General features: G+C 68.7%; 20 protein-coding genes. 8 read left to right on the top strand and 12 right to left on the bottom strand.

What is annotated here, in order from left to right; all coding sequences use genetic code 11:
* Positions 1-6: 6 nt before the first annotated feature.
* A complete protein-coding gene (locus tag BEP68_RS17645; RefSeq protein ID WP_187250743.1) occupies positions 7-498 on the bottom strand; it encodes a hypothetical protein in 492 nt (163 codons plus the stop codon).
* A 561-nt stretch (positions 499-1,059) separates the two neighbouring features.
* Here BEP68_RS17645 and BEP68_RS17640 point away from each other — a divergent pair.
* The 3 genes from BEP68_RS17640 to BEP68_RS17630 all read left to right on the top strand — a co-directional run bounded on the left by BEP68_RS17640 (position 1,060) and on the right by BEP68_RS17630 (position 4,531).
* On the top strand, positions 1,060-3,423 hold the full coding sequence (locus BEP68_RS17640) for an arylsulfatase (RefSeq protein WP_315985333.1): 2,364 nt from the start codon (positions 1,060-1,062) through the stop codon (positions 3,421-3,423).
* 175 nt (positions 3,424-3,598) lie between these two features.
* Positions 3,599-3,799 (top strand): hypothetical protein, encoded by a 201-nt coding sequence (locus BEP68_RS17635; protein ID WP_187250742.1) that lies wholly within the window; start codon positions 3,599-3,601, stop codon positions 3,797-3,799.
* Between the two features lie 354 nt (positions 3,800-4,153).
* Complete coding sequence (locus BEP68_RS17630; protein ID WP_187250741.1) at positions 4,154-4,531, top strand: hypothetical protein; 378 nt, start codon at positions 4,154-4,156, stop codon at positions 4,529-4,531.
* A 153-nt stretch (positions 4,532-4,684) separates the two neighbouring features.
* Here BEP68_RS17630 and BEP68_RS17625 read toward each other — a convergent pair whose 3' ends face one another.
* Genes BEP68_RS17625 through BEP68_RS17605 form a run of 5 tightly spaced genes read right to left on the bottom strand, consistent with a single transcriptional unit; the run spans position 4,685 to position 11,436 of the window.
* The gene (locus BEP68_RS17625; RefSeq protein WP_187250740.1) at positions 4,685-6,268 is read right to left on the bottom strand and encodes an ABC transporter ATP-binding protein; all 1,584 of its coding nucleotides are present in this window, start codon (positions 6,266-6,268) and stop codon (positions 4,685-4,687) included.
* Positions 6,265-7,131: an ABC transporter permease gene (locus BEP68_RS17620; protein ID WP_187250739.1), complete on the bottom strand. Its 867-nt coding sequence runs from the start codon at positions 7,129-7,131 to the stop codon at positions 6,265-6,267. The genes BEP68_RS17625 and BEP68_RS17620 overlap by 4 nt, the downstream gene beginning before the upstream one ends.
* Complete coding sequence (locus BEP68_RS17615; protein ID WP_187250738.1) at positions 7,128-8,084, bottom strand: ABC transporter permease; 957 nt, start codon at positions 8,082-8,084, stop codon at positions 7,128-7,130. Before BEP68_RS17615 ends, BEP68_RS17620 begins: the two co-directional genes overlap by 4 nt.
* A complete protein-coding gene (locus BEP68_RS17610; RefSeq protein WP_187250737.1) occupies positions 8,081-9,739 on the bottom strand; it encodes an ABC transporter substrate-binding protein in 1,659 nt (552 codons plus the stop codon). The genes BEP68_RS17615 and BEP68_RS17610 overlap by 4 nt, the downstream gene beginning before the upstream one ends.
* The gene (locus BEP68_RS17605; protein WP_187250736.1) at positions 9,736-11,436 is read right to left on the bottom strand and encodes an amidohydrolase; all 1,701 of its coding nucleotides are present in this window, start codon (positions 11,434-11,436) and stop codon (positions 9,736-9,738) included. Before BEP68_RS17605 ends, BEP68_RS17610 begins: the two co-directional genes overlap by 4 nt.
* Positions 11,437-11,598: 162 nt before the next feature.
* On the opposite strand from BEP68_RS17605, the gene BEP68_RS17600 reads away from it, so the two are divergent.
* The 4 genes from BEP68_RS17600 (at position 11,599) to BEP68_RS17585 (ending at position 14,528) form a co-directional block, all read left to right on the top strand.
* A complete protein-coding gene (locus BEP68_RS17600; protein ID WP_072591912.1) occupies positions 11,599-12,255 on the top strand; it encodes a TetR/AcrR family transcriptional regulator in 657 nt (218 codons plus the stop codon).
* Positions 12,256-12,349: 94 nt separating this feature from the next.
* The gene (locus BEP68_RS17595) at positions 12,350-13,606 is read left to right on the top strand and encodes a flavin-dependent oxidoreductase (protein ID WP_187250735.1); all 1,257 of its coding nucleotides are present in this window, start codon (positions 12,350-12,352) and stop codon (positions 13,604-13,606) included.
* A complete protein-coding gene (locus tag BEP68_RS17590) occupies positions 13,603-14,058 on the top strand; it encodes a MarR family winged helix-turn-helix transcriptional regulator (protein WP_187250734.1) in 456 nt (151 codons plus the stop codon). Before BEP68_RS17595 ends, BEP68_RS17590 begins: the two co-directional genes overlap by 4 nt.
* Positions 14,055-14,528, top strand: a complete 474-nt coding sequence (locus tag BEP68_RS17585; RefSeq protein ID WP_072591915.1) for a DUF3237 domain-containing protein — start codon at positions 14,055-14,057, stop codon at positions 14,526-14,528. Before BEP68_RS17590 ends, BEP68_RS17585 begins: the two co-directional genes overlap by 4 nt.
* Before the next feature lie 45 nt (positions 14,529-14,573).
* Here the strand turns inward: BEP68_RS17585 and BEP68_RS17580 are convergent, their stop codons facing one another.
* Positions 14,574-16,040 (bottom strand): carboxylesterase/lipase family protein, encoded by a 1,467-nt coding sequence (locus tag BEP68_RS17580; protein WP_187250733.1) that lies wholly within the window; start codon positions 16,038-16,040, stop codon positions 14,574-14,576.
* A gap of 124 nt (positions 16,041-16,164) precedes the next feature.
* On the opposite strand from BEP68_RS17580, the gene BEP68_RS17575 reads away from it, so the two are divergent.
* Entirely contained in the window at positions 16,165-16,710 is a 546-nt protein-coding gene (locus BEP68_RS17575; RefSeq protein ID WP_187250732.1) for a hypothetical protein, read from the top strand.
* Between the two features lie 51 nt (positions 16,711-16,761).
* Here BEP68_RS17575 and BEP68_RS17570 read toward each other — a convergent pair whose 3' ends face one another.
* The 5 genes from BEP68_RS17570 to BEP68_RS17550 form a co-directional block, all read right to left on the bottom strand.
* Positions 16,762-17,727, bottom strand: coding sequence for a site-specific DNA-methyltransferase (locus BEP68_RS17570; protein WP_315985332.1), 966 nt, complete (start codon positions 17,725-17,727; stop codon positions 16,762-16,764).
* A gap of 38 nt (positions 17,728-17,765) precedes the next feature.
* The gene (locus tag BEP68_RS17565; protein ID WP_187250731.1) at positions 17,766-18,815 is read right to left on the bottom strand and encodes a biotin/lipoate A/B protein ligase family protein; all 1,050 of its coding nucleotides are present in this window, start codon (positions 18,813-18,815) and stop codon (positions 17,766-17,768) included.
* Positions 18,816-18,864: 49 nt separating this feature from the next.
* The gene (locus BEP68_RS18420) at positions 18,865-19,602 is read right to left on the bottom strand and encodes a DUF1684 domain-containing protein (RefSeq protein WP_187250730.1); all 738 of its coding nucleotides are present in this window, start codon (positions 19,600-19,602) and stop codon (positions 18,865-18,867) included.
* Between the two features lie 161 nt (positions 19,603-19,763).
* The gene (locus BEP68_RS17555; RefSeq protein ID WP_187250729.1) at positions 19,764-20,618 is read right to left on the bottom strand and encodes an alpha/beta fold hydrolase; all 855 of its coding nucleotides are present in this window, start codon (positions 20,616-20,618) and stop codon (positions 19,764-19,766) included.
* A gap of 55 nt (positions 20,619-20,673) precedes the next feature.
* A complete protein-coding gene (locus BEP68_RS17550; protein ID WP_187250728.1) occupies positions 20,674-21,411 on the bottom strand; it encodes a copper homeostasis protein CutC in 738 nt (245 codons plus the stop codon).
* Positions 21,412-21,460: the final 49 nt, after the last annotated feature.

Raw genomic sequence — 21,460 nt, 5'->3', positions numbered from 1 at the left:
CATCAGCTACGGGCGGTCCGCATCGAGGACGATGCCGAGCCTGCGGGCGACATCATGTGACCGCCTCTCAGCGTCATCTGCTGTGCGCTCGAGGCGGGGTAGATCCTCCGGGCCGTGGTACCAGGTCGACCGGTCTCCAGGGGAGACGTATCGCTCTTCGTCAGTGAGCTGCGCGTCGGCGCGGGCCTTTCGGAGGTCGGCCTCGGCACGGTCCCGCTCGCCGAAGACCCGCGAAGCGAGCGCGAGGTCGCGTGCAGGCAGATCCGCCGGGGCACCAGCCGCCACACGGGGATGGATCAGCACGGATGGCATGGGCTTCGGGACGGGAGCGGCCGGTACCCGGCGCGAGGCGATGATCGCGGCGACGATCGCACCGAGGACGAACAGCAGCGCGACGGCGATGGCCGCGTCTCGAAATGGCAGTCGGAGCGACGCGAGCACCGCGACGGCCAGAGCCGCGAGCAGGAGACCGCCGGCGATCGGGACGAGACACCCCATCGCGTCCCTCCTGTCACGGGCGGCACGCGCTCGCCGATGGCTCTCGATGATCGCCGACGCGTCAGTTCCGCTGTCGGGCGGTACGAGGTGCAGCTGATCCGGGCGCGTCCGGATCGCCGCAGCATCGACGGCCGGCAGGCGGAAGCAATCCGGGCGGTCGGAGGAGATCGGCACCGATCCATCCTCTCGCGCGACGACCCTGCGGCGCGCCACGGTATGGAGCGTCGTGGGACTCAGCACGTTCCTCGTGCTGGGGACCTTGATAGCGGTGCTGGCTACGCCGCCTACTCTCGGCTAGCACCCGATCGACGAGGCTGAAGCCTGCCGACGACGAACACCCCGGCGCCGATGACGGCGAACATCTTCGGCGGAGCGAAGCATCTGCCTCCAGTGACGGGAGCGGTGGCCCGCAGCAATCGATCGTTTTCGGTCGGCACTCCGCGCCTCACCCTGGCAGGGTGATGTCGGAGGACAAAGGCATCGACAACACGGCCTTTCCCCGTAGCGTGAAACCCACGCCTCGCATATTCGGGCGCGGTGCCGGCTCGTGAGGAGAAGGTCGTGGTTGAGATTCAGCGTCAGGTTCTGCCGATCCCGGATGCGAAGCATGTGGGCCTCACGACATACGTCACGACGGATCCGGCGACGAAGTTCCCCCCGATCACGCCGCTGCGGCCCCCGGCTGGCGCACCGAATGTCCTTGTGATCCTGCTCGATGACGTGGGCTTCGGCGCGTCGAGTGCGTTCGGTGGGCCGTGCGCGACCCCGACGGCGGAGAGGCTCGCGGCCTCCGGCCTGAAGTACAACCGGTTCCACACCACTGCGCTGTGCTCGCCCACTCGGGCGGCGATGCTCTCCGGCCGGAACCATCACAGCGTCGGCATGGGAGCCATCACTGAGATGGCGACATCCGCCCCCGGCTATAACTCGCTTCGCCCGAACACGTGTGCACCGCTCGCCGAGATACTGCGCCTGAACGGATACTCCACCGCGCAGATCGGGAAGTGCCACGAAGTCCCCGTCTTCGAGTCCAGCCCGATCGGCCCGTTCGACCACTGGCCGCACCCCGGCGGCGGATTCGAGTACTTCTATGGGTTCATCGGTGGAGAGAACAACCAGTGGTATCCCGCGCTCTATGAAGGGACCGCGGCCGTCGAGCCATGGGGGACTCCGGAGGAGGGCTACCACCTGATGGCTGACCTGGCCGATCACACCATCAACTGGATGAAGCAGCAGAAGTCCATGGCCCCGGACAAGCCCTTCTTCACCTATCTGGCACCCGGCGCGACTCACGCTCCGCATCACGTCCCACAGGAGTGGGTCGAGAAGTACAAGGGAAAGTTCGATCAGGGCTGGGACGCTCTGCGCGAGGAGAGCTTCACGCGGCAGAAGGATCTCGGTGTCATCCCGGCTGATGCGGTGCTGACCGAGCGTCCCTCTGAGATCCCCACGTGGGACTCCCAACCAGAGGAGCTCAAGCCGGTCTTGGCGCGCGAGATGGAGGTCTACGCTGCATTCCTCGAGTACGCCGACCACCACGTGGGCCGGGTCATCGACGCTCTCGAAGACATGGGGATCCTCGAAGACACCCTGGTGTATTACATCATCGGTGACAATGGTGCTTCCGCCGAAGGCACGCTGCTAGGCACGACGAACGAGGTCATGGTCTCCGAAGCGCCCGACCTCGCGACCTCGGAGTGGCTCATCGACCGAATCGATGACCTGGGCACCCCGCGGGCCTACAACCACTATGCGGTGGGCTGGGCGCACGCGATGGACACCCCGTACCAATGGACCAAGCAGGTGGCCTCTCATTTCGGCGGCACTCGCAACGGCACGATCGTGCACTGGCCGTCTCGAATCCAGGCTGCTGGCGAGGTGCGCTCGCAGTTCCATCACGTGATCGACCTCGCCCCCACCGTTCTCGAAGCGGCAGGATTGCCGTTTCCGACGTCGGTGGACGGCGTGCAGCAGGAGCCGTTGCACGGGGTGAGCATGGCCTACAGCTTCGACGATCCCGCCGCAGCGGACAGGCACGAGACTCAGTACTTCGAGATGATGTGCAACCGCGGTATCTACCATCAGGGCTGGACAGCGGTAACCAAGCACGCCACCCCCTGGGAATTCAGCGGCCGCAGCGAGGATATCGACGCTGATGTGTGGGAGCTGTACGACACGAACACGGACTGGACGCAGTCGCACGATCTCGCCGCCGAGATGCCCGAAAAGCTCGCCGAGCTCCAGAGACTGTTCCTCATCGAAGCCACCAAATACAACGTCCTCCCGCTGGAGCCACGGTTCGCGGAGCGCTTCAACTCCGAACTCGCCGGACGACCGTCAGCGGTCAACGGAAGCAGCCAGCTCCTCTACGGCGGGATGCACCGACTGCAAGAGAACGTCGTGATGAACATCAAGAACAAGTCGCACGCCGTCACGGCCTCCATCACGGTGCCCGAGGCCGGGGCATCCGGTGTCATCATCGCCCAAGGCGGCAACATGGGCGGCTGGAGCCTCTACGCTCTCGAGGGCTCGCTCCGATACGCGTACAACTTCACCGGGGCCCGCATGTACTACGTCGGATCGGAGGTCAAGATCCCCGCCGGCGAACACCAGGTCCGCATGGAATTCGAGTACGACGGCGGTGGTATCGGAAAGGGCGGCGATGTCACCCTCTATCTCGACGGCGAGCAGGTCGGCGCGGGCCGCGTCGAGCGGACGCACTGGGGAATCTTCTCGATGGACGAGACGACAGAGGTCGGCTCCGACGCCGGCGCAGCTGTGACCGAGGAGTACGGAATGGGTGGCGGCAACGTGTTCAGCGGCGCCGTCACATGGGTACAGCTCGACATCGACACCGCAGCCGAGAACGTCGACCATCTGATCTCGCCGGAACAGCGGTTCCGAGTAGCCATGGCCAAGCAATAGCTGGGTTCGCCCCACCGAATCCTCACCAAAACCCCGATACGGCGCATGTCTCTGGAACGCGCTCAGGACTTTCAGACAGCACGGCGCCGAAAAAGATCGATGGCGGTGACGCTCAGCGAGAACGGTGGTCAGCGGCCCGCCGGCAGGTCACGTTGACGGTGGCTAGGTTGGGATGATGCCGAACGATGCGAAAGCCCGCACGCTGTGGACCGATCTACCGGAAGATCTGGTGGCCAAAGTGTCGGACATCCTCGGCGGACCGGTCGCCGCAGCGATGAGTCAGACGGCGGGATTCTCGCCGGGTAGCGCCGATCGGGTCGTAGCGGCGAATGGACGCCGAGCGTTCGTCAAGGCTGCACCGGAGCCGAAACGCTGATGCATACGATCTGCACTGCCGCGAGATCGGAGTCATGCGGGTGATTCCTCCACGGGTACGAGCTCCTGCGCTTCTTGGGTCGTTCGTCACCCGGGACTGGGCGGCTCTCATCCTCGAGGATATGGAGGGTCGTCATCCGGGGGGGGTGCCCTGGATGGCACTGACGTTCAGGCCGTCTTGGATGCTTTCTCAACATTTCCCCGCCTCACCGGGAAGGCGATAGCGACCTTGCCCGCGGCTGCTGAGGAGTTTGTCGCTGAGCGTGACAGTTGGAGCGTCCTCGATCGAGACAGAGTGCCGCTGCCGTCTTGGGCTCAGGACTTCGGCTCTCGCCTTCGCACCGAAGGAGAACGCGTGTGCGACGTCGTGCAAGGCGATTACCTGCTTCACCTGGATGGCCGAGCAGACAACGTCCTGATCGGTGAAAACGGTCTCGCATGGGTGATCGACTGGCCCTGGGCAGGAATCGGGGCGCGCTGGATCGACGGACTGCTCTACCTATTGGACGCTCGTTTCCGTGGCGAACGCCTAGATGCAGAGCTGGTGCTATTCACCCACCCGCTGTTCGAGGGCGTCAGCCCCGGAGACATCGATAGCGTGCTTGCTGCGGTCACAGGCCGGTACTTCGACAAAGCACGGTTACCCTCCCCGCCAAGCATGCCGACGTTGCGAGAGTTCCAACGCCGCGAGGCTCTCGCCGGAATGGATTGGCTCAGAGAACGCTGGTCATAGGGGCGGAGACGAGCGTCCAACCGCGCACCGTGGGAGCTGCCGAAAACGATCGTTATGGTCGAACATCACTACTGGGCCTGGAGGCGTGCACTCGCGCGAATTACTGATCTCGACCCGGCGACGCACGTTCCCCGCGCGCCGCCGGGTCTGACCTCAGGTGATCGGCACCGGCACGGAGTCGATCAGCAGGCGCGTGTACTCGTGCTGCGGGTCGCTCAGCAGTCGCTCGGTCGGCCCCGCCTCCATGATCTCCCCGCGTCGCATCACGATCGTCTCGGCGCAGACTCTTCGCACGACCGCCAGGTCATGACTGATGAAGAGCAGGGTCAGTCCCTGCTCCCGGCGGATCCGGGCGACGAGATCGAGCACCTGAGCCTGCACGGACACGTCGAGTGCGCTCGTCGCCTCGTCCATCACCAGCAGCTCGGGTTCGACGGCGAGCGCCCTGGCGATCGCCACACGCTGACGCTGGCCGCCTGACAGCGTGCGCGGGTGGGCGGTGAGATGCTCTTCTCCCAGCCCCACGGCGGTGATCAGTTCGCGCACGCGCTCGGCCGCGTCGTTCCCCGTGCGGCCGCTGTGGAGTCTCAGCACATCCTCTATCGCTCGCCCCACGGGAATTCGCGGATCGAGCGAGAGGTACGGGTCTTGGAAGACCATCTGCACGCTCTTGGCACGCTCGAGCCGCTCGGCGCGCGATCGCGGGATGCCCGCCATGGATCGGCCGCCGATCGTGATCGCTCCGGCATCCGGCTCCTCGAGTCCGACGATCATCCGCGCCAGAGTCGACTTGCCCGACCCGGATTCGCCCACGACGGCGAGCGCACCGCCGCGGGGAACGACCAGATCCGCATCGATCACCGCGGAGACCGGCTCTGCACCGCGGCGCCGATAGGTCTTGCCCACCCCCGTCACGATGAGTTGCGCCTCGGCACCCGACACGGCCGTCGGCGGTGAGATCTCCCCCGAGATGCGGGGGGTCGCCGCGACCAGACGTCGGGTGTACTCGGCGGTCGGCGCCACCAGCACGTCCCGCGCCGCTCCCTCCTCGACGATCGCGCCGTCCTTCATGACGACGAGCCGATCGCAGAGCGACCCCGCGAGGTTGAGGTCGTGGGTGATGAACAGCATCCCCATCCCGCTCTGCTCGCAGAGATCCCGCAGCACCTGGATGATCTCCGCCTGTGTCGTGACGTCGAGAGCGGTGGTCGGCTCATCGCAGACGAGCAGGCCGGGAGATGTGCTCAGGGCCCCGGCGATCATGACCCGCTGCAGCATGCCGCCCGACAGCTCGTGCGGATGCTGCGACAGATGATCCGCCGGAGCGGGCAGCCTGACGGCGGAGAGGAGCTCGACGGCGCGGGTGCGAGCGGCCTCCTTCGCCCACCCCTCGCAGAGCCGCAGCCCTTCGGTGACGTGATCGCCGATCGTCCGCATCGGGTTGATGCCGGCGCGCGGATCCTGGAAGACCATCGCGGCCTCGTGCCGACGGATCTCCTGTCGCTCCGCCGCGCCCGCGAGCGGGGACCGTCCGTTCACAACGACGGCTCCGCCGACGGTCGCACGATCGGGAAGAAGACCCAGCACCGCACGGGCCGTGAGCGACTTGCCCGAGCCGGACTCGCCGACGAGGCCGACGGTCTCGCCGGAGGCGATCCGCAGCGAGATGCCGTGCAGCAGTCTGGTGCCGTTCGGAAGATCGAGCGTCAGGTCGCGGATGTCGAGCAGAGCGTTCATGAGGGGTTCCCTCCGCCGATTCGGTCGGACAGTTCTTCGCCGATGATGTTCACGCACACGACGACGAGCACGACGGCTACGGCCGGGGCGATCGCCGGCAGGAACTGCCCTGCGGCGACTCCCGACTGCGCCTCGTTGATCATGGCGCCCCAGTCGGCGGTGGGCGCCTGCACGCCGAGCCCCAGGAACGACAGGCCGGCGAGCTCGGCGAGCACGTATCCGAAGTTGAGGGTCGACTGCGCGCCCACGATCGGCGTGACGTTCGGCAGCACTCGCCGCGAGGCGATCCAGCCTCCGCCGAACCCCTGCACCCGATAGGCCGAGACATACGGCCGCGAGCGCTCGGCCATGACCAGCGACCTCGTGAGCCGTGCCACGAACGGCGCGTACGCGATGCTCATGGCGATGACCGGGGCGACCAGCCCCTTGCCGAACAGCGCGACCGCCATGATCGCGATCAGCAGAGACGGGAAGGCGAACAGCACGTCGAAGATCCGGCTGAGTGCGGCATCGATCCACCCTCCGCGCCACCCGGCCCACAGCCCCAGCAGGATGCCGAGGACGGTGGAGAACAGCACGACGAGCAGCGGGCCGATGAGCGCCGTGCGACCGCCGTAGATGAGGCGGCTCAGCAGGTCCCGGCCGAGGGAGTCGGTGCCGAGCCAGTGAGCCGCGGACGGCGGCGCGAGGAACGACGTGAAGTCCACCGCATCCGGGTCGTAGGGTGCCACGAAGGGGGCGAAGATCGCCGCCAGCACGACCGCGCCGAGAACGACGACGCTGGCCAGGTAGAGGAATCGCGGGCGGCGCCCGCGAGGTGCGCGCAGCACCCGCATCGCGAGCGTCGGAGTCGAGGAGGTCATCGGGCACCAGCTCCTGCAGCGGATCGGGGGTCGATCCAGGGTTCGAGGACGTCGACGATCGCGTTCATGACGACGAACGCGCAGACGACGAAGAGGACGATGGCCTGCACCACGGGGAAGTCGAGCCGATCGACGGACTGCACGAGAAGCGACCCGATCCCCGACAGCCCGAACGCCGCCTCGACGATCGAGCTGGCGACGATGAGCCCCGCCACGAGCACGCCGCTCACGGTCAGGATCGGACCGAGGGCGTTGCGCAGCACGTGCCGCCGCACGACGATCGATCGACGCACGCCCCGACTCGTCGACACCTCGACGTGCTCGCGGCTCAGCTGATCGACCATGGCCGACCTGGTCACCTTGCCGACCAGCACGATGAAGGCGAGCGCCAGGGCGATCGACGGCAGGGACAGGTGATAGACCATGTCGATGAAGCCCTCGCCCGACCCGAAGGAGGGGAACCAGCCGAGCTGCACGGAGAACACCGCGATGAGGACGATCGCTCCGACGAACGACGGGATCGCGCCGAGCACCGTGAGTCCGATCAGGACCAAGCGATCCAGCGCCCTCCCGCGGTTCAGCGCCGCGACAGCACCGAGCACGACGCCGGCGACCAGCACGATCGTCCCCGCCATCGTGACGAGCATGAGGGTCACGGGAAGCCGGTCGCCGATCACCTCGGTGACGTCCTGCCGGTACTGCAGCGAGCGCCCGAGATCGCCGTGGAGCAGACCGAGAACCCAACGCAGGTACTGCTCCCACGGCGGCAGGTCCAGTCCGTACTGGGCGGTCACCTGCGCCACCGCCTCTGCACTGGGCTTGCGCCCGCGCAACAGGAAGCTCACCGGGTCGCCGGGCACGAGGAAGCGCGAGAAGAAGACGAGCAGCGATGCCAGGAACAGGGTCAGCAGCAGCCCACCGAGCTTCCCGGCGACCCGGCGTGCGGCTGTCATCGGGCGCCGATCGTGGCCGCCCACGGGTAGTACATGAAGGCGATCGACGGCTGGACTCCGGTGATCCTCTCGCCCAGATAGAGCGAAATCGGCGCCTGATACAGCGGGATCCACGGCAGCTCCGCATTCGCGATCCGCTGGGCCTCGGCTGTGAGCTCGCTGCGCTCGGCCGGGTCGTCGAGCGTGACGGCCTCCTGCAGGATCGCGTCGAACTCGGGGTCGGACCACCCGCCGTAGTTGCTGAAGTCGCCTGTCCGCAGCACGGAGTACATCTCCAGCGCATCCGGGCTCGAGAGATACCAGCTCGTGTAGAAGAGGTCGACGCCTTCGCGGGCGGTGGGGTCGGAGAACAGCGCGGTGTAGGCGTTCGGGGTGACGGTCTCGACGTTCACCGTCAGCCCGATCGACCGGGCAGCGGCGACGGTCGCCTGCGAGATGACGGCGAAGTCGTTGCTGATCGGCGCGGTGACGTAGGTCAGCTCGGCTCCTTCGGCGCCGGCTTCGGCGATGAGGCTCTTCGCCTGCTCGAGGTCCTGCTCGTAGGAGGTGACGTCGTCGAAGGCCGCGGTGCGCGCGGCATCAGAGGCGTCCTGCCACACCGACTCGGTGGTCATGACGTCGGTCGTCTCGCCGACGCCTCGGTACGCAGCCTGAAGGATGCCGTCGCGGTCCATCGCGAGCAGCAGGGCCTTGCGCACGCGCACGTCGCCGAGGGGACCGTCGAGATCGCTGACCACGATGTTGCCCACCGCGGTGCTCATCCCGAAGAGCACGTCTCCCTTGCCCGCCGATCGGAGCGTGGAGACGGCCTCCATGGGAACCATCCACGATCCGTCGACGCTTCCGGACTTGAGTGCGTTGATGCGCGCGGTGGGGTCGGTCATGAAGACGAACTCGACCTCGCCGGACCGCGCCCGGAGTCCCTCATCCCAGTAGTCGTCGTAGCGGGTCATCGTGATCGACTCACCGGACTCCCACGAGGTCAGCTCGAAGGGACCGGTGCAGTTCACACCGCCCGTCGAGTTGCCGTAGTCGGCGCCCTTCTCGGCCAGGGTCGCGGCCGACTCGATCACGCCGGCGGACCCGCCCATGCCGAGATTGAACTGCGAGTCGGGCCCCGTCATCGTCACCGTCACCTCGCGCTCGCCGGTCTGCTCGATCGACTTCACGTTCTGGTAGACGGAGTACCAGAACGATCCGACGGCCGGGTCGAGGTGTCTGCTCATCGACGCGACCGCATCGGCCGCTGTGAGCGCAGTGCCGTCGTGGAAGGTGACGCCCTCTCGGATCGTGTACACCCAGGTGTCGGGCGTCGGATGCGCGAACGATTCCGCGAGGCCGGGGCTGAGGGAGTAGTCCGGGTTCAGCCGCAGCAGAGACTCGCAGGTGTTGGCGAGGATCGAGTTGTCGGCGTAGTCGAAGGCGTAGGCGTAGTCGAGCGAGTAGGGCTCGGCATAGGTCGCGAACGTGAACGAGTCGATGTCGCCGCTGGGCGCGGCCGTCGTCTCGGTCAGCTCCCAGTCGATCGGCTCGTCCGACCCGGAGCCGGTCGTGTCGGCCGGGCCGCAGCCGGCGAGCGCCGCGACGGCGAGGACGCCGACGAGCGCGGTCGCGCCTCCTCGGGCGAGGGAACGGGAGCGGAGCGTGCGGTTCATCGGGACTCCTTGCGGTCGGTGCCGGGCGAGGTGGAGGCGAGAGCGTCTGCCGTGTGGACGCGGCGCCCGTCTATCCAGGTGGACGTGACGCGCGCCCGGTGCAGTTCCGCCACCGGCAGTCGGAAGGGATTCGGTTCGATCACGACGAGATTGGCGAGGTATCCCTCGCGGATGCTGCCGGTATCGTCATCGCGTCGGTTCACGTACGCGGACCCCGAGGTGTACGCGGCGAATGCCGTCTCGAGGTCGAGTCGCTGATGCGCTCCCCCGAGCGGCGGCCGCTCGGACAACGGATACGAGCGGTTCACGGCGACATGGATGGCCGCGAGCGGATCTGCCGTGGAGACCGGCCAATCGCTGCCCGCCGCCAGTCGCGCACCCTGTCGCACGAGATCGCCGAACGGATACTGGCGGTCCACCTGTCCGTCCTGCAGGAACGGCAGCGTCAGGTCGTCGAGCTGGTCTTCGTGGGTCGCCCAGAGCGCCTGGATGTTGGCGATCGCTCCGAGCGGCGCGAAGCGGGTGGTGTCGTCCTCCGAGACGACCTGGAGGTGCGCGAGGTGGTGGCGTCCGTCGGTGTCGCCGTTGGCGTCACGGGCGACCTGCAGAGCATCGAGGGCCTCGCGCACGGCGCGGTCGCCGAGCGCGTGCATGTGCACCTGCTGACCGGAGGCGTCGAGGGCCGTCACGTATTCGCGCAGCCGGTCCGGGTCGATGAAGCTCAGTCCGTGATTGCACGTGTCGTGTCCGGACTCGTCCCGATAGGGGGTGAGCATCGCCGCGGTCTGGTTCTCTGCGACGCCGTCGACCATGATCTTCGTGGTTCCGAGGTCGATCCGGCGATCGGGATGAGCGGCGGCGGCGCGCTCGCGGCGTTCGGTCATGCGGGCGACCTGGTCGACTCCGCCGTCTCGCAACCACCATTGCGCCCCCACGACGTGCACGAGCAATCGCCCCTCGGCCGCGGCCCGCTCATACGCGGCGAGCGGATCCGAGATCCCGCCGGAGTCCGCACCGACCATGGCGTCCTGCCACCCGGTGATGCCGAGGGCGATGAGCTCTTCCTGTGCACGCAGCAGTCCCTGGTAGGCGAGATCGGCAGAGGTCGCGGGGCGCACCGCGGCGAAGAGGTCGCCGGCACCCTCGTGGAACGTACCGGCGGGAGAGCCGTCGATATCGCGAACGATCCGGCCGTCCGCCGGGTCCTCCGTCTCGGCCGTGATCCCCGCCCGCTCGATGGCCGCCGTGCTCGCCCACGTGCTGTGGTGATCCCGGCTCTGCAGCAGCACGGGCCGACCGCCTGTCGCGTCGTCGAGCAGTTCACGCCGCGGGTTGCCCCCGGCGAAGTGGTCCATGCTCCAGCCTCCGCCGAGGATCCATTCCTCCTCCGGGTGCGCCTGTGAGTACGCGCGGATGATCGCGACGGTGTCGTCCGCATCGGCCGCGTCCGAGAGATTGCACTGCAGCAGCTCGATTCCGCCGCCCACCGGGTGGATGTGCGCGTCCTGGAAGCCGGGGCTGAGCAGCGCCCCGCCGAGGTCGATGCGGCACGAGTCGGGGAAGGTGTCGAGGTCCGCCTCGGATTCCGGGACGACCGCCGCGATGCGACCGTCGCGTACGACGACGGCATGATCCGCGAGCGGAGAACCGCTGCCGGTGAACACGAGACCTCCGTGGAAGACGAACTCGCTCGCCATAGTGGACCTTCCCTCATCGTCGATGCTGCTGGAACGCGACAAACGTATCCTCGGTCATCTGTGGTGTCAACAGTGTTGTCAGAGGCGATGCGATTCCGTTGCCATCGGCTCGGGATCGCCGCATCGCATGGCACGATGGAGCAGAGAAGACCGGAGAGACGAATGGCGAACAAGGCATCCGCGCGCGTGCGGCTCGACAGGGCGACGATCATCGACGCCGGCATGGAGCTCGCCGAGACCGGAGCGGCATCCATCTCGGTGCGAGAGCTCGGTGCCCATCTCGGCGCCGACCCGACCGCCATCTACCGTCACTTCGCGAGCAAGGACGCCCTGATGGGCGCACTCCTCGACGAGCTCAACGGCCAGGCCGCAGCAAGCGTCGACCTTCCGGTCGACGACTGGGCGGGCCGCCTGCGCATGCTGAGCGAAGCGACCCTCGCCTCCTTCACCCGCTACCCGGCCATCGGCGCGGAGGCGACGAGCCTGACCACGCACGGCGCGGGCGAGCTCGCGGCGATCGAGCTGATGCTCGATGCCTTCCACCGCGCCGGGCTGCGAGGGCAGGAGCTGGTGCGGCACTACGCACTGCTCGCCTCGCACGTGCTGTCTGGCGCCGCGGGGATCGCTCGAGCGAGAGCGGATCGCAGCCACGACGGCGAGGACAGCCCCTGGATCGACTCGCCGCTGCTCGCCGATCCGCGACAGTTCCCCCTGATCGCCGAGAACAGCGCGCTGCTGTCGGATCTGCAGGACCGGGAGCTCTTCCTGCTGGGCGTCGACGTGATCATCGAGGCCGCACGCACGGCCGCCGCTCGCTGAGGAGCTAGGTCGATCCGCCTCTTGCGCTGGATATGGTTTTGTGACAAAACTATATCTGACGGCGGCTCGGATGAGCCGCGAACAGGAGCGATCAATGAAGATCATCATCATCGGCGCAGGGATCGGCGGACTCGCCACAGCGGTCAGCCTGCATGAGGCCGGGTTGCGCGACGTCGCCGTGTTCGAGCGGAGCACGGCGATCCGTGGGCTCGGCGTGGGCATCAACCTGCTGCCGCACGCACTGCGCGAGCTCACCGAGCTCGGCGTCGCCGACACCATCGCCGAGCTGGGGGTCGAACCGCAGACGCTGGCCTACTACAACCGCTTCGGGCAGCCGATCTGGAGCGAACCGCGCGGGCGCGAGGCCGGATACCGTTGGCCGCAGCTGTCGGTGCACCGCGGTGGTCTGCAACTCGCTCTGCGTGACCTCGCTGCAGCGCGACTCGCAGAGCCCATCCGCCTCGATCACCGCCTCATCGACGTCACCACGAACGATGACGGCACCGAGACCGCGCGCTTCGCCACCGCCGACGGCACGGTCGAGGAGACCGCCGACGTGATCATCGGCGCCGACGGCATCCACTCGGCACTGCGTGCTCTGCGCTACCCCGGTGAAGGAGCCCCGCCCTGGAGCGGCCTCACCCTGTGGCGCGGGGTCACGCGGATTCCGGCGTTCCTCGACGGCCGCACCATGATCATGGCGGGCGACGGCGAGCAGAAGTTCGTCGCGTATCCGCTCGCACCCGCAGACGCCGACGGACGGATGCTGGTGAACTTCATCGCCGAACGCCGCGTCGGCGGCACGGGAGACGCCGACTGGAACCGCCAGGTCGAGCCCGGACCGATCGCCGAGCTCTTCCGCGACTGGCGCTTCGACTGGCTCGATGTGCCGGCCGCGATAGCCGCCGCCGACGAGATCCTCGAGTACCCCATGGTCGACCGAGACGCACTGCCGCAGTGGACGTTCGGTCGCACCACGCTGCTGGGTGATGCCGCGCACGCGATGTACCCGAACGGATCGAACGGCGGGTCCCAGGCGATCCTCGATGCGCGCACGCTGGCCTTCCACCTCGCGACAGCCCCGAGCATCGACGAGGGTCTCGCCGCGTACGAGCAGGACCGCCGCCCCGCGATGACCGCTCTGCTCGCCGGCACTCGCGCCACGGGGCCGGAGCGCGTGATGCAGCTGGCTCGCGAGCGCGCGCCGCAGGGCTTCGCCGACATCGACGACGTGATCCCCTCTGACGAGCGCGAGCGGATCGCCGCCGACTACAAGAAGGCGGCGGGTTTCCTTCCCGAGATCCTCAACGAGCGCCCCTCGCTCACCCCGGCGTCGGCGGTGGGTCGATGAGCGGTTTCGATGCGGCTCGACTCGCCGGCGTCATCTCCCCCCTGCGGCGCGCGCTCCTCGCCGCGACGCGGGCGGAGGCTGGGCTTCCCGAGCTGTCGGATGCCCAGATCGACGTCATCCGGGCCCTGCCACGCGGCACCTCGAAGGGTCCGGCGGAGATCGCCGCGCGGCTGCGTCTCAGCCGATCGACCGTGAGCAATCTCCTCGGGGCGATGGAGGGCGAGGGCCTCATCGAACGACGCCCGGCGCCCTCCGACGGCCGTCGGGTCATGGTGCAGGCATCGGCGAAGGCGCTCGACCTGTTCGACCGGTTCGACGCCGCGAACTCCGCTCTCGTCGTACAGGCGACGAGTCGGCTCGACGACGAGGAGCGAACCGCGCTCGCGGCCGCGGTTCCCGTGCTGGAGAGACTCTGCGACCTGCTCGCCGCCGACCATGAGGAGACCCGATGACCTCGCACGATGAACTCCCCCGACCCGACCTCGAGTTCGCCTTCGACGTCACCGTCGACCTCGGCCCGCTCGAAGATCACCACGCCACCAGCGTCGGCCATCGCCGTGTCGTGCCGATCCTCGGCGGGCGCATCACGGGCGCCGTCGAGGCCGAGATCCTGCCCGGCGGAGCGGACTGGCAGATCGTGCGACCCGACGGGACGATCGAGATCGACGGCCGCTACTCGGCACGGACCGACGGAGGCGACCTGCTGCTGTTGCACGCGAAGGGACTGCGCACAGGCACTCCCGACGTGCTCGAGCAGCTGCGACGCGGTGAGGACGTCGACCCGGGCGCGTACTACTTCCGCACGACCGTGCAGATCGAGACGGCCGCGCCGGCACTCGCCCACCTGCAGCGAACCCTGTTCCTCTCGGCCGCTCAGAGGCAGGCGGATGCCGTGCGCTACCGCGCCTACCGGGTGAACTGAGCCCCGCAGCCGGGCACGGGCCCGGCTCGGGCCCGTCGAGGCGTGTCAGACCAGCGCACGCACCGACGCGTACGCATCGGCGACGTCGCGGGTGGGCAGGTCGTACACCCGCACGATTCCGGCATCCCCCTGGTGCTCCGGCCAGCCGGGATCACCCGTGGTGAGGAACGCGACGGCGGCATCGTGCAGCTCGTCGGCGAGTTCCTGCGGCGGATTCGGTCCGGCGAGCGCCTCCATCGAGGGGCCGTCGAGGCAGTCGAAGAAGAACGGCACGTCGAGGCAGTGCTCCGCGAAGCCGAAATGCCCTGACGGCCACGAGAACCGGTAGAGCCAGGTGGGCGCGTCGCCCCGGGCGGCTGCGATGCGGGGAACTCCGCTGCGGAACATCCGATCGGTGGGGACGCGACCGGCGAGGCGGGCCTTGCCGAGACGGGCGACGTCGGCGTTCGCGGCGAGATAGTCCGCGCGGATCGTCTTGCGCAGGCCCAGCCGGGTCAGGAGGACGCCCTGCGGCACCCAGCGCAGCGCCCTCGCGGCGCTGCCCGTGAACGCCATGGTGAACTCGTCGTCGGCTGCGCCGATCACGAGCGGCTTGTCGGCACCGACGCCGGCACGCAGAGAGTCAGGGGTCGGACGTACGAGAAGGTCGCCGTCGATCGCGGGACCGAGCGGAAGCCCCTCATCGATCATGCTGGTCATCGACGACGGACCGAGCTGGGTGGCCTTCTTCTGCAGCGCGAGCAGACGCTCTTCCGCGACCGATGAGAATCCGGCCACGGTGGGGTCGACGCTCGCCGCCGCAGCGAGCGCCCGCCCGAATGCCTCGGCTCGCGGTGCCGCGACATCGCCGAGCGCTCCCGAGATCGCATAGACGCCGTGGAACAGGTGCTGCGCCTTCTCCATGCCGAGCAGAGTCAGCACGGCGCCGCCGCCCGCGGACTGCCCGGCGATCGTCACCCGCTCGGGGTCTCCGCCGAATGCGGCGATGTTCTGCTGCACCCATTCGAGAGCGAGCAGCCAGTCGCGCACGCCACGGTTCGACGGGGCGTCCTCGATCCAGCCGAATCCGTCGAAGCCGAGCCGATACGAGATCGACACGGTGACGACGCCGTCGCGGTTGAAGTTCCGGCCGTCGTACCAGGGGCTCGCCGGAGAGCCCGCGAAGTATCCGCCGCCGTGGATCCACACCAGCACGGGAAGACCCGCCGCCGTGGGATCGGGCGTGAAGACATTGACGTTCAGAGTCGAGTCGCCCTCGACACTCGGCTCGGGGATCAGTGTCACCCCGGGATCGCCGCGCTGGGCGGTCGCAGCGAACTCGAGGGCGTCGAGCACGCCGTCCCAGGGCGCCTTCGGCACCGGAGCCTGGAACCGCAGGTCACCGATCGGCGCCTCTGCGAACGGGATGCCGAGGAAGGCCGCCGACCGCGGTGCGCCCCTGCCTCCGGCGGTCGGGCGCCACCGCCCGCGAACCCGCCCCGCGGCGGTCTGCACCTCGACGTACTCGGTCATGACTCTCACACTCTCACGCCGAGACTCTCTCCCGCCGAACGGCAGCCCGGGAGGTGTCCCGTCGGCCGATCCTCGTCCCGCATGTTCCCGCCACCGACCGCGCCCGTCGCCTAGTGTCGACGTCATGGTCTACCCCCGCGTCTACTTCTCCGCGATCACGAACGAGGCCGAGTTTCTCGCCGACTACGACCCCTCGCTCGCACGGTGGGCAGACGAGGACGGATCGACCCTGCTGATGCGAGCCCTCCGCAACGCCGATCCCGCCAGCCGGGTCGCGATCGCCACGCGACTGCTCGACGACGGCGCTGATGCCGCCGCAGCGACCGAGAGCCACGTGAACGCTCTGCACGTGTTGCTGAGCGCGACAGCACACGATTTCACCGCCGAAGCGCCTCTGCTCGCCCGCCTGATCGATGAAGGTGCGGATATCAATGCCGACAGCGGCAGTCGGTGGGGCACGCCGCTGCAGACGCTCAGTCGCACGCTCAAGTTCTCCGACGAGACTCTCGCTCCGTTCTACGACGTCCTGTTCGCCCGCCCCGGTCTCGATGTGACCACCCCGAGCAGCGTGGGACGCAGCGTCACCGAGAGCGCACAAGCCGCCATCAGACGCCGCGCCGACCTGCTCGCGCGTTGCCACGCGCACACGAGAACCCACCCACCACGCTGACGCCTGTTGCGGCAGGCGAGCCTCCTTGCTGAGAGTGCTCCGCGTGCGGGGCTACTCCCCGACGCGGGTCACCACGGCATCGGGCATCCGCTCGGTCATGACGCGCACGGCCTCGGGGTTGTCGTCGACGAGCACCGCGTCGCGCCCGAGAGCCGAGGCGACGGCCCCGGTGGTGCCGCTGCCGGCGAAGAGGTCGAGCACACGGTCGCCCGGACGGCTGGACGCCCGCACGATGCGCCGCAGGATGCCCTCGGGTTTCTGCGTCGGATATCCGGTTTTCTCGCGGCCGGTCGTCGGCACGATCGTGTGCCACCACACGTCGGTGGGCAGCTTGCCTCGGGCGGCCTTCTCGGCCGTGACGAGGCCGGGAGCCATGTACGGCTCGCGATCGATGTCGTCGGAGTTGAACACGTACTCGCGGGGGTTCTTCACGTAGACGAGGATCGTGTCGTGCTTGGTGGGCCAGCGACGGCGGGACTTCGCACCGTAGTCATAGGCCCAGATGAGCTCGTTCAGGAAGCAGTCGCGGCCGAAGACCGCATCGAGCATCACCTTCGCGTAGTGCGCCTCGCGGTAGTCGAGGTGCAGATAGAGGGTGCCGTCGTCGGCCAGCAATCGCCACGCCTCCTCGAGTCGCGGCATCAGGAAGGCGCCGTAGTCGTCGAAGCGGTCGTCGTAGGTGCGGAGCATCCCGCGCACCCGCTCATAGGCGTGGCCGTGGAAACCGTGCCGCACCTCGGCCGGCGGCGCCGCCGGTTCAGAACTCAGCACGATCGGCGTGACCGCCGCATCCGACCCGCGGGATTCCGGGAGTCCGACTCCGGGAGCACCCGGTTCTTGCTGAGTCGTGAACGTGCGACGGGCGGTGACCACCTGTCGCTCCTGCGTCCGGCCCGTGTTGAACGGCGGGTCGAGGTAGACGAGCGTGAACGACGCCGACGGCAGGGTCGCCGCGACGGCGAGGTTGTCGCCCTGGATGATCGAGACGTCACCGCGGACGACAGGAGCGGGATCCACCGCCCCGGGATCAGACGAGGGGTCAGGCGCGGGGTCGGTCACGGAACCCGGTGCAGCCACGTGTCGGTGGCGAACTTCGACTCCACCAGAGCCTCGGCATCCGCGTACTCGTCGGCGCTGATCGTGCCGTCCTCCGCCGAGGTGAGCGAGCGGAAGGTGTCCTTGAAGCGCTCGATGATCTCGGCCCGCGCGAGGCCGGTCTGGCTGCGCAGCGGATCCACCCGCTTCGCGGCCGACGTCGTCCCCTTGTCGCTGAGCTTCTCGCGGCCGATGCGCAGCACCTCGGTCATGGTCTGGCCGTCGATGTCGTACGACAGGGTCGCGTGGTGCAGCACTCCCCCGTTGGCGAGGCGCTTCTGCGCGGCTCCGCCGATCTTGCCCGACGAGCTGGCGATGTCGTTGAGGGGCTGATAGATCGCGTCGATGCCGAGCGAGCGCAGGGCGTGCAGCACCCAGTCGTCGAGGAAGGCATAGGAGTCGGCGAAGGTCATGCCCTGCACGAGCGACGCCGGCACGTAGAGCGAGTAGGTGATGATCTGCCCCGCCGCCATGAGCATCGCGCCACCGCCCGAGATGCGGCGCACGACGTCGAAGCCGTGGCGGGCAGCACCTTCGGGGTCGACCTCGTTGCGGTACGACTGGAACGAGCCGATGACGACGGCCGACTGATCCCACTCCCAGATGCGCAGCGTCGGACGACGGCGCCCCTCGCCGACCCGAGAGGTGAGCACCTCGTCGAGCGCGAGGTTCATGCGCGGCGAGACCGCCTTCTCGTGCACGATCTCCCAGTCGAAGTCGTTCCAGCCGGGAGCCGTGACCAGGGCGCGGCGCACGGCCGTGCCGACCGCTTCGGGAGTGAACCCGAGCAGCTGTGCACCGTCGGGGAGCGCACCGCGCACCGCGGCGGCGATGGCCGTGGCGTCCGTCTCGACGGGCAGCCCGGTGACCGCCCGGTCGATGTCGTCGAGCGCCGTGTCGGGCTCGAGGAAGAAGTCGCCGGCGAGCCGGAAACGGGCGATCCTGCCGTCTTCGACCTCGAGGTCGACGACGACGAGCTTTCCTCCTGGAACCTTGTATTCACCGTGCACGGTTACAGCTTAAGGCGGGGCCGTCAGGTCGGCGCGGTACGCCTCGGACTCAGCGCCCGTGCACCACCGCGCGCTCTCCGGCGCGGATCGGCGCCGAGAAGCGGTTGCCCGGCGGCGGCTGAGGACACACGTACTGGTCCGAGAAGGCGCACGGCGGCAGGTAGGCGCGGTTGAAGTCGATGACCACCGAGCCGTCTGATGCCGGTTCCTCGACCGGCAGGAAGCGGAACCGATAGGTCTCAGTGCCGTTGGTCCCGTCGGCGAAGACGGCGCTCAGGCCGCCCTGCGGCGCACGCGTCGCGGCCAGCGCCACCGCGACACCGTCGAGCGTGAACCGCAGCCGTCCGGCGAGATCGGTGTCGTGCGAGCGCCCGTCGATCGAGGTCACGGTGATCGTATCGCCCGGCGTGGGCTCGAACACCGCCGGGATCCGCCATCCCGCCCGAGGCGGATACGCGTCGATCGCGCTGAACCGCTCGCGCTCGGGGCGTCGGGGGTTGAACACCCGCAGCGCGACCTCGCCGCGCCGGTCGAACACACGCAGCTCGCGGCGTCCGAGCCGCAGCGTCTCACGGCCCCTCAGCGTGACGACCGACCCGGCCGTGCCGAGATCGCTGCCGCGGATCCCTCCGTCTCCCGTGAGCGCCCAGAGACCCGGGACCCCCTCCACGGCGGCGGGTTCGGTGATGAGCCAGTTCGTCGACTCGAGCGCGGCCGGGCCGTATTCCGCGCCGGCATAGCGCTCTCGCGCGTCGTGCCATGCACGCCACTCGTCTTCGAATCCCACCCCGCACCTCCCTCTCGCCGCGAATCTATGCGGAGGAGAGGCCGATGTGCCGGGATGACGTCACGCGGATTCACCCGCTGTAACGTCCGTTCACGGGGCGTAACACGCCGACGCGCGAGCCGACCGGATGATGGCGCGGCTCGCCCGGATCGAGGCGACGGTCAGCGAGCGGGAATGCGGGTGTCGAGCCACGACAGGATGTCTGCGCGCACCTCGTCCTGCTGCAGCTCGTTGAAGATCTCGTGACGCGCGTCGGGGTAGACCAGCGTCGTGATGTCGGAGAGTCCCGATCGGGTGCGGTACTCGTCGGCGAGCTTGTGCACGCTGCGCGGGCCGCCGACCGGGTCGTCGCGGCCGACGAGCAGCAGCAGCGGGATGTCGCGGCCGAGGTCCTTGCGCGGACGGCCGTAGAGCTTGGCCGCCTCGACGGGGCCGAACAGCTTCAGCAGCGGCTGGTTCGTGGTGAGCGGATCCTCGTCGAACGCCGTCCACACCGCCGGATCGCGGCTCAGCCACTCGAGGCCCGTCGCGTCGTCGGCGGCCCAGCGGGCGTTGAGCGGTGCAGCGTTGAGCGATCCGGGCGTACGCAGAGCCGAGCCCGAGAGGATCACCGCATCCCATGCCTCGGGGTGGTCGTTCACGAGCATCTGCGCGAGGAATGATCCCCACGAGTGCCCCAGCAGCACGAGGGGCAGATCGGGGTGCTCGTCCTTGATGATGCCGGTGAGCTGCCAGATCGCCGCCTCCGCCGCACGCAGACCGTTCTTGCCGAGTCGACCGAGCTTCTCGGGTCCGCCGTGCTGACGGATGCCGGTGCGCCCGTGCCCCCGATGATCGTCGGCGTAGACGATGAATCCGGCCTCGGTGAGCGCGGCGATCAGCGCGCCGTACCGACCGGCGTGCTCGCCCACCCCGTGCAGCAGCTGCACGACTCCCCGCGCATCACCGACCGCCGGGTGCACGTCGTAGACGATGGCGATGCCGTCGGCATCCGTGAATTCGCGCGTATCGGTCACGCCCCCACCCTACTGAGAGTGCGCGACATGCGTCAGGCCGACCGCGTCGGACGCGTCAGCTCGACAGCGCGGCGATGACGCCCTGGGCGATCTCGAGGTCGGTGACCTCGTATCCTCCGACGCCGTCGGCGGCGGAGCCCATGCGCACGCCGCCGTCTTCTCTCACCGTGCGCTTCGCGGAGAAGTGCAGGGCGTCGACACCGGCGGCGGCGAGGGCGGCGGCGCTCGCGGCATCCACTCCGCTGCCCGCCATGATCTCGATCTCGCCGGCGGCCTCGACGACGAGCGCCCGGAGCGTGTCGATGCCGTCGATCGCGACCGAGGCGCCGCCCGAGGTCAGCACGCGGCGCAGGCCCAGCGAGCGAGCGGCGACGAGCGTGGCGACGGGGTCGGGGGTCACGTCGATCGCGCGATGCAGGGTGACGGATGCCGCCCCGGCGGCGTCGCGCAGACGCCGCATGGCGGGGATGTCGAGCAGCCCCTCGTCGTCGAGGGCGCCGATCACGACACCGTCGGCTCCCGCCTCTATCGCACGTCGGACATCGTTCTCGGCGATCGCGATCTCGTCGGCGGAGTAGCGGAAGCCGCCCGCCCGAGGCCGGACGAGCACGTGCACCTCGACACCGACGGCATGCGCGGCGTCGATCGACAGGTCGAGGGTCGCCGGCGACGGAGTGAGGCCGCCGAGCGCGAGGGCCTGGGCCAGCTCGACGCGCGCGGCGCCGACGGCCCCGGCGATGCGCACTCCGGCGGGATCCTGGACGGCGATTTCGATCGCGGGGGTTCGGGTCACCCGTCCATTGTGACCTGTGCGGCGGGTGCGTCCTGCCACCGACTTCCGA

The organism is Microbacterium sp. 4-7, from assembly GCF_014332665.1.
Lineage (GTDB): Bacteria > Actinomycetota > Actinomycetes > Actinomycetales > Microbacteriaceae > Microbacterium.
Note: the sequence above shows the minus strand (reverse complement) of the source record. Positions and strands in the feature narration are given on the sequence as shown.

Coding starts and splice junctions, on each gene's coding strand:
- BEP68_RS17645 (WP_187250743.1), bottom strand. CDS start 498: ATGGGGTGTCTCGTCCCGATCGCCGGCGGTCTCCTGCTCGCGGCTCTG.
- BEP68_RS17635 (WP_187250742.1), top strand. CDS start 3,599: ATGCCGAACGATGCGAAAGCCCGCACGCTGTGGACCGATCTACCGGAA.
- BEP68_RS17625 (WP_187250740.1), bottom strand. CDS start 6,268: ATGAACGCTCTGCTCGACATCCGCGACCTGACGCTCGATCTTCCGAAC.
- BEP68_RS17620 (WP_187250739.1), bottom strand. CDS start 7,131: ATGACCTCCTCGACTCCGACGCTCGCGATGCGGGTGCTGCGCGCACCT.
- BEP68_RS17615 (WP_187250738.1), bottom strand. CDS start 8,084: ATGACAGCCGCACGCCGGGTCGCCGGGAAGCTCGGTGGGCTGCTGCTG.
- BEP68_RS17610 (WP_187250737.1), bottom strand. CDS start 9,739: ATGAACCGCACGCTCCGCTCCCGTTCCCTCGCCCGAGGAGGCGCGACC.
- BEP68_RS17605 (WP_187250736.1), bottom strand. CDS start 11,436: ATGGCGAGCGAGTTCGTCTTCCACGGAGGTCTCGTGTTCACCGGCAGC.
- BEP68_RS17600 (WP_072591912.1), top strand. CDS start 11,599: ATGGCGAACAAGGCATCCGCGCGCGTGCGGCTCGACAGGGCGACGATC.
- BEP68_RS17595 (WP_187250735.1), top strand. CDS start 12,350: ATGAAGATCATCATCATCGGCGCAGGGATCGGCGGACTCGCCACAGCG.
- BEP68_RS17590 (WP_187250734.1), top strand. CDS start 13,603: ATGAGCGGTTTCGATGCGGCTCGACTCGCCGGCGTCATCTCCCCCCTG.
- BEP68_RS17585 (WP_072591915.1), top strand. CDS start 14,055: ATGACCTCGCACGATGAACTCCCCCGACCCGACCTCGAGTTCGCCTTC.
- BEP68_RS17580 (WP_187250733.1), bottom strand. CDS start 16,040: ATGACCGAGTACGTCGAGGTGCAGACCGCCGCGGGGCGGGTTCGCGGG.
- BEP68_RS17575 (WP_187250732.1), top strand. CDS start 16,165: ATGGTCTACCCCCGCGTCTACTTCTCCGCGATCACGAACGAGGCCGAG.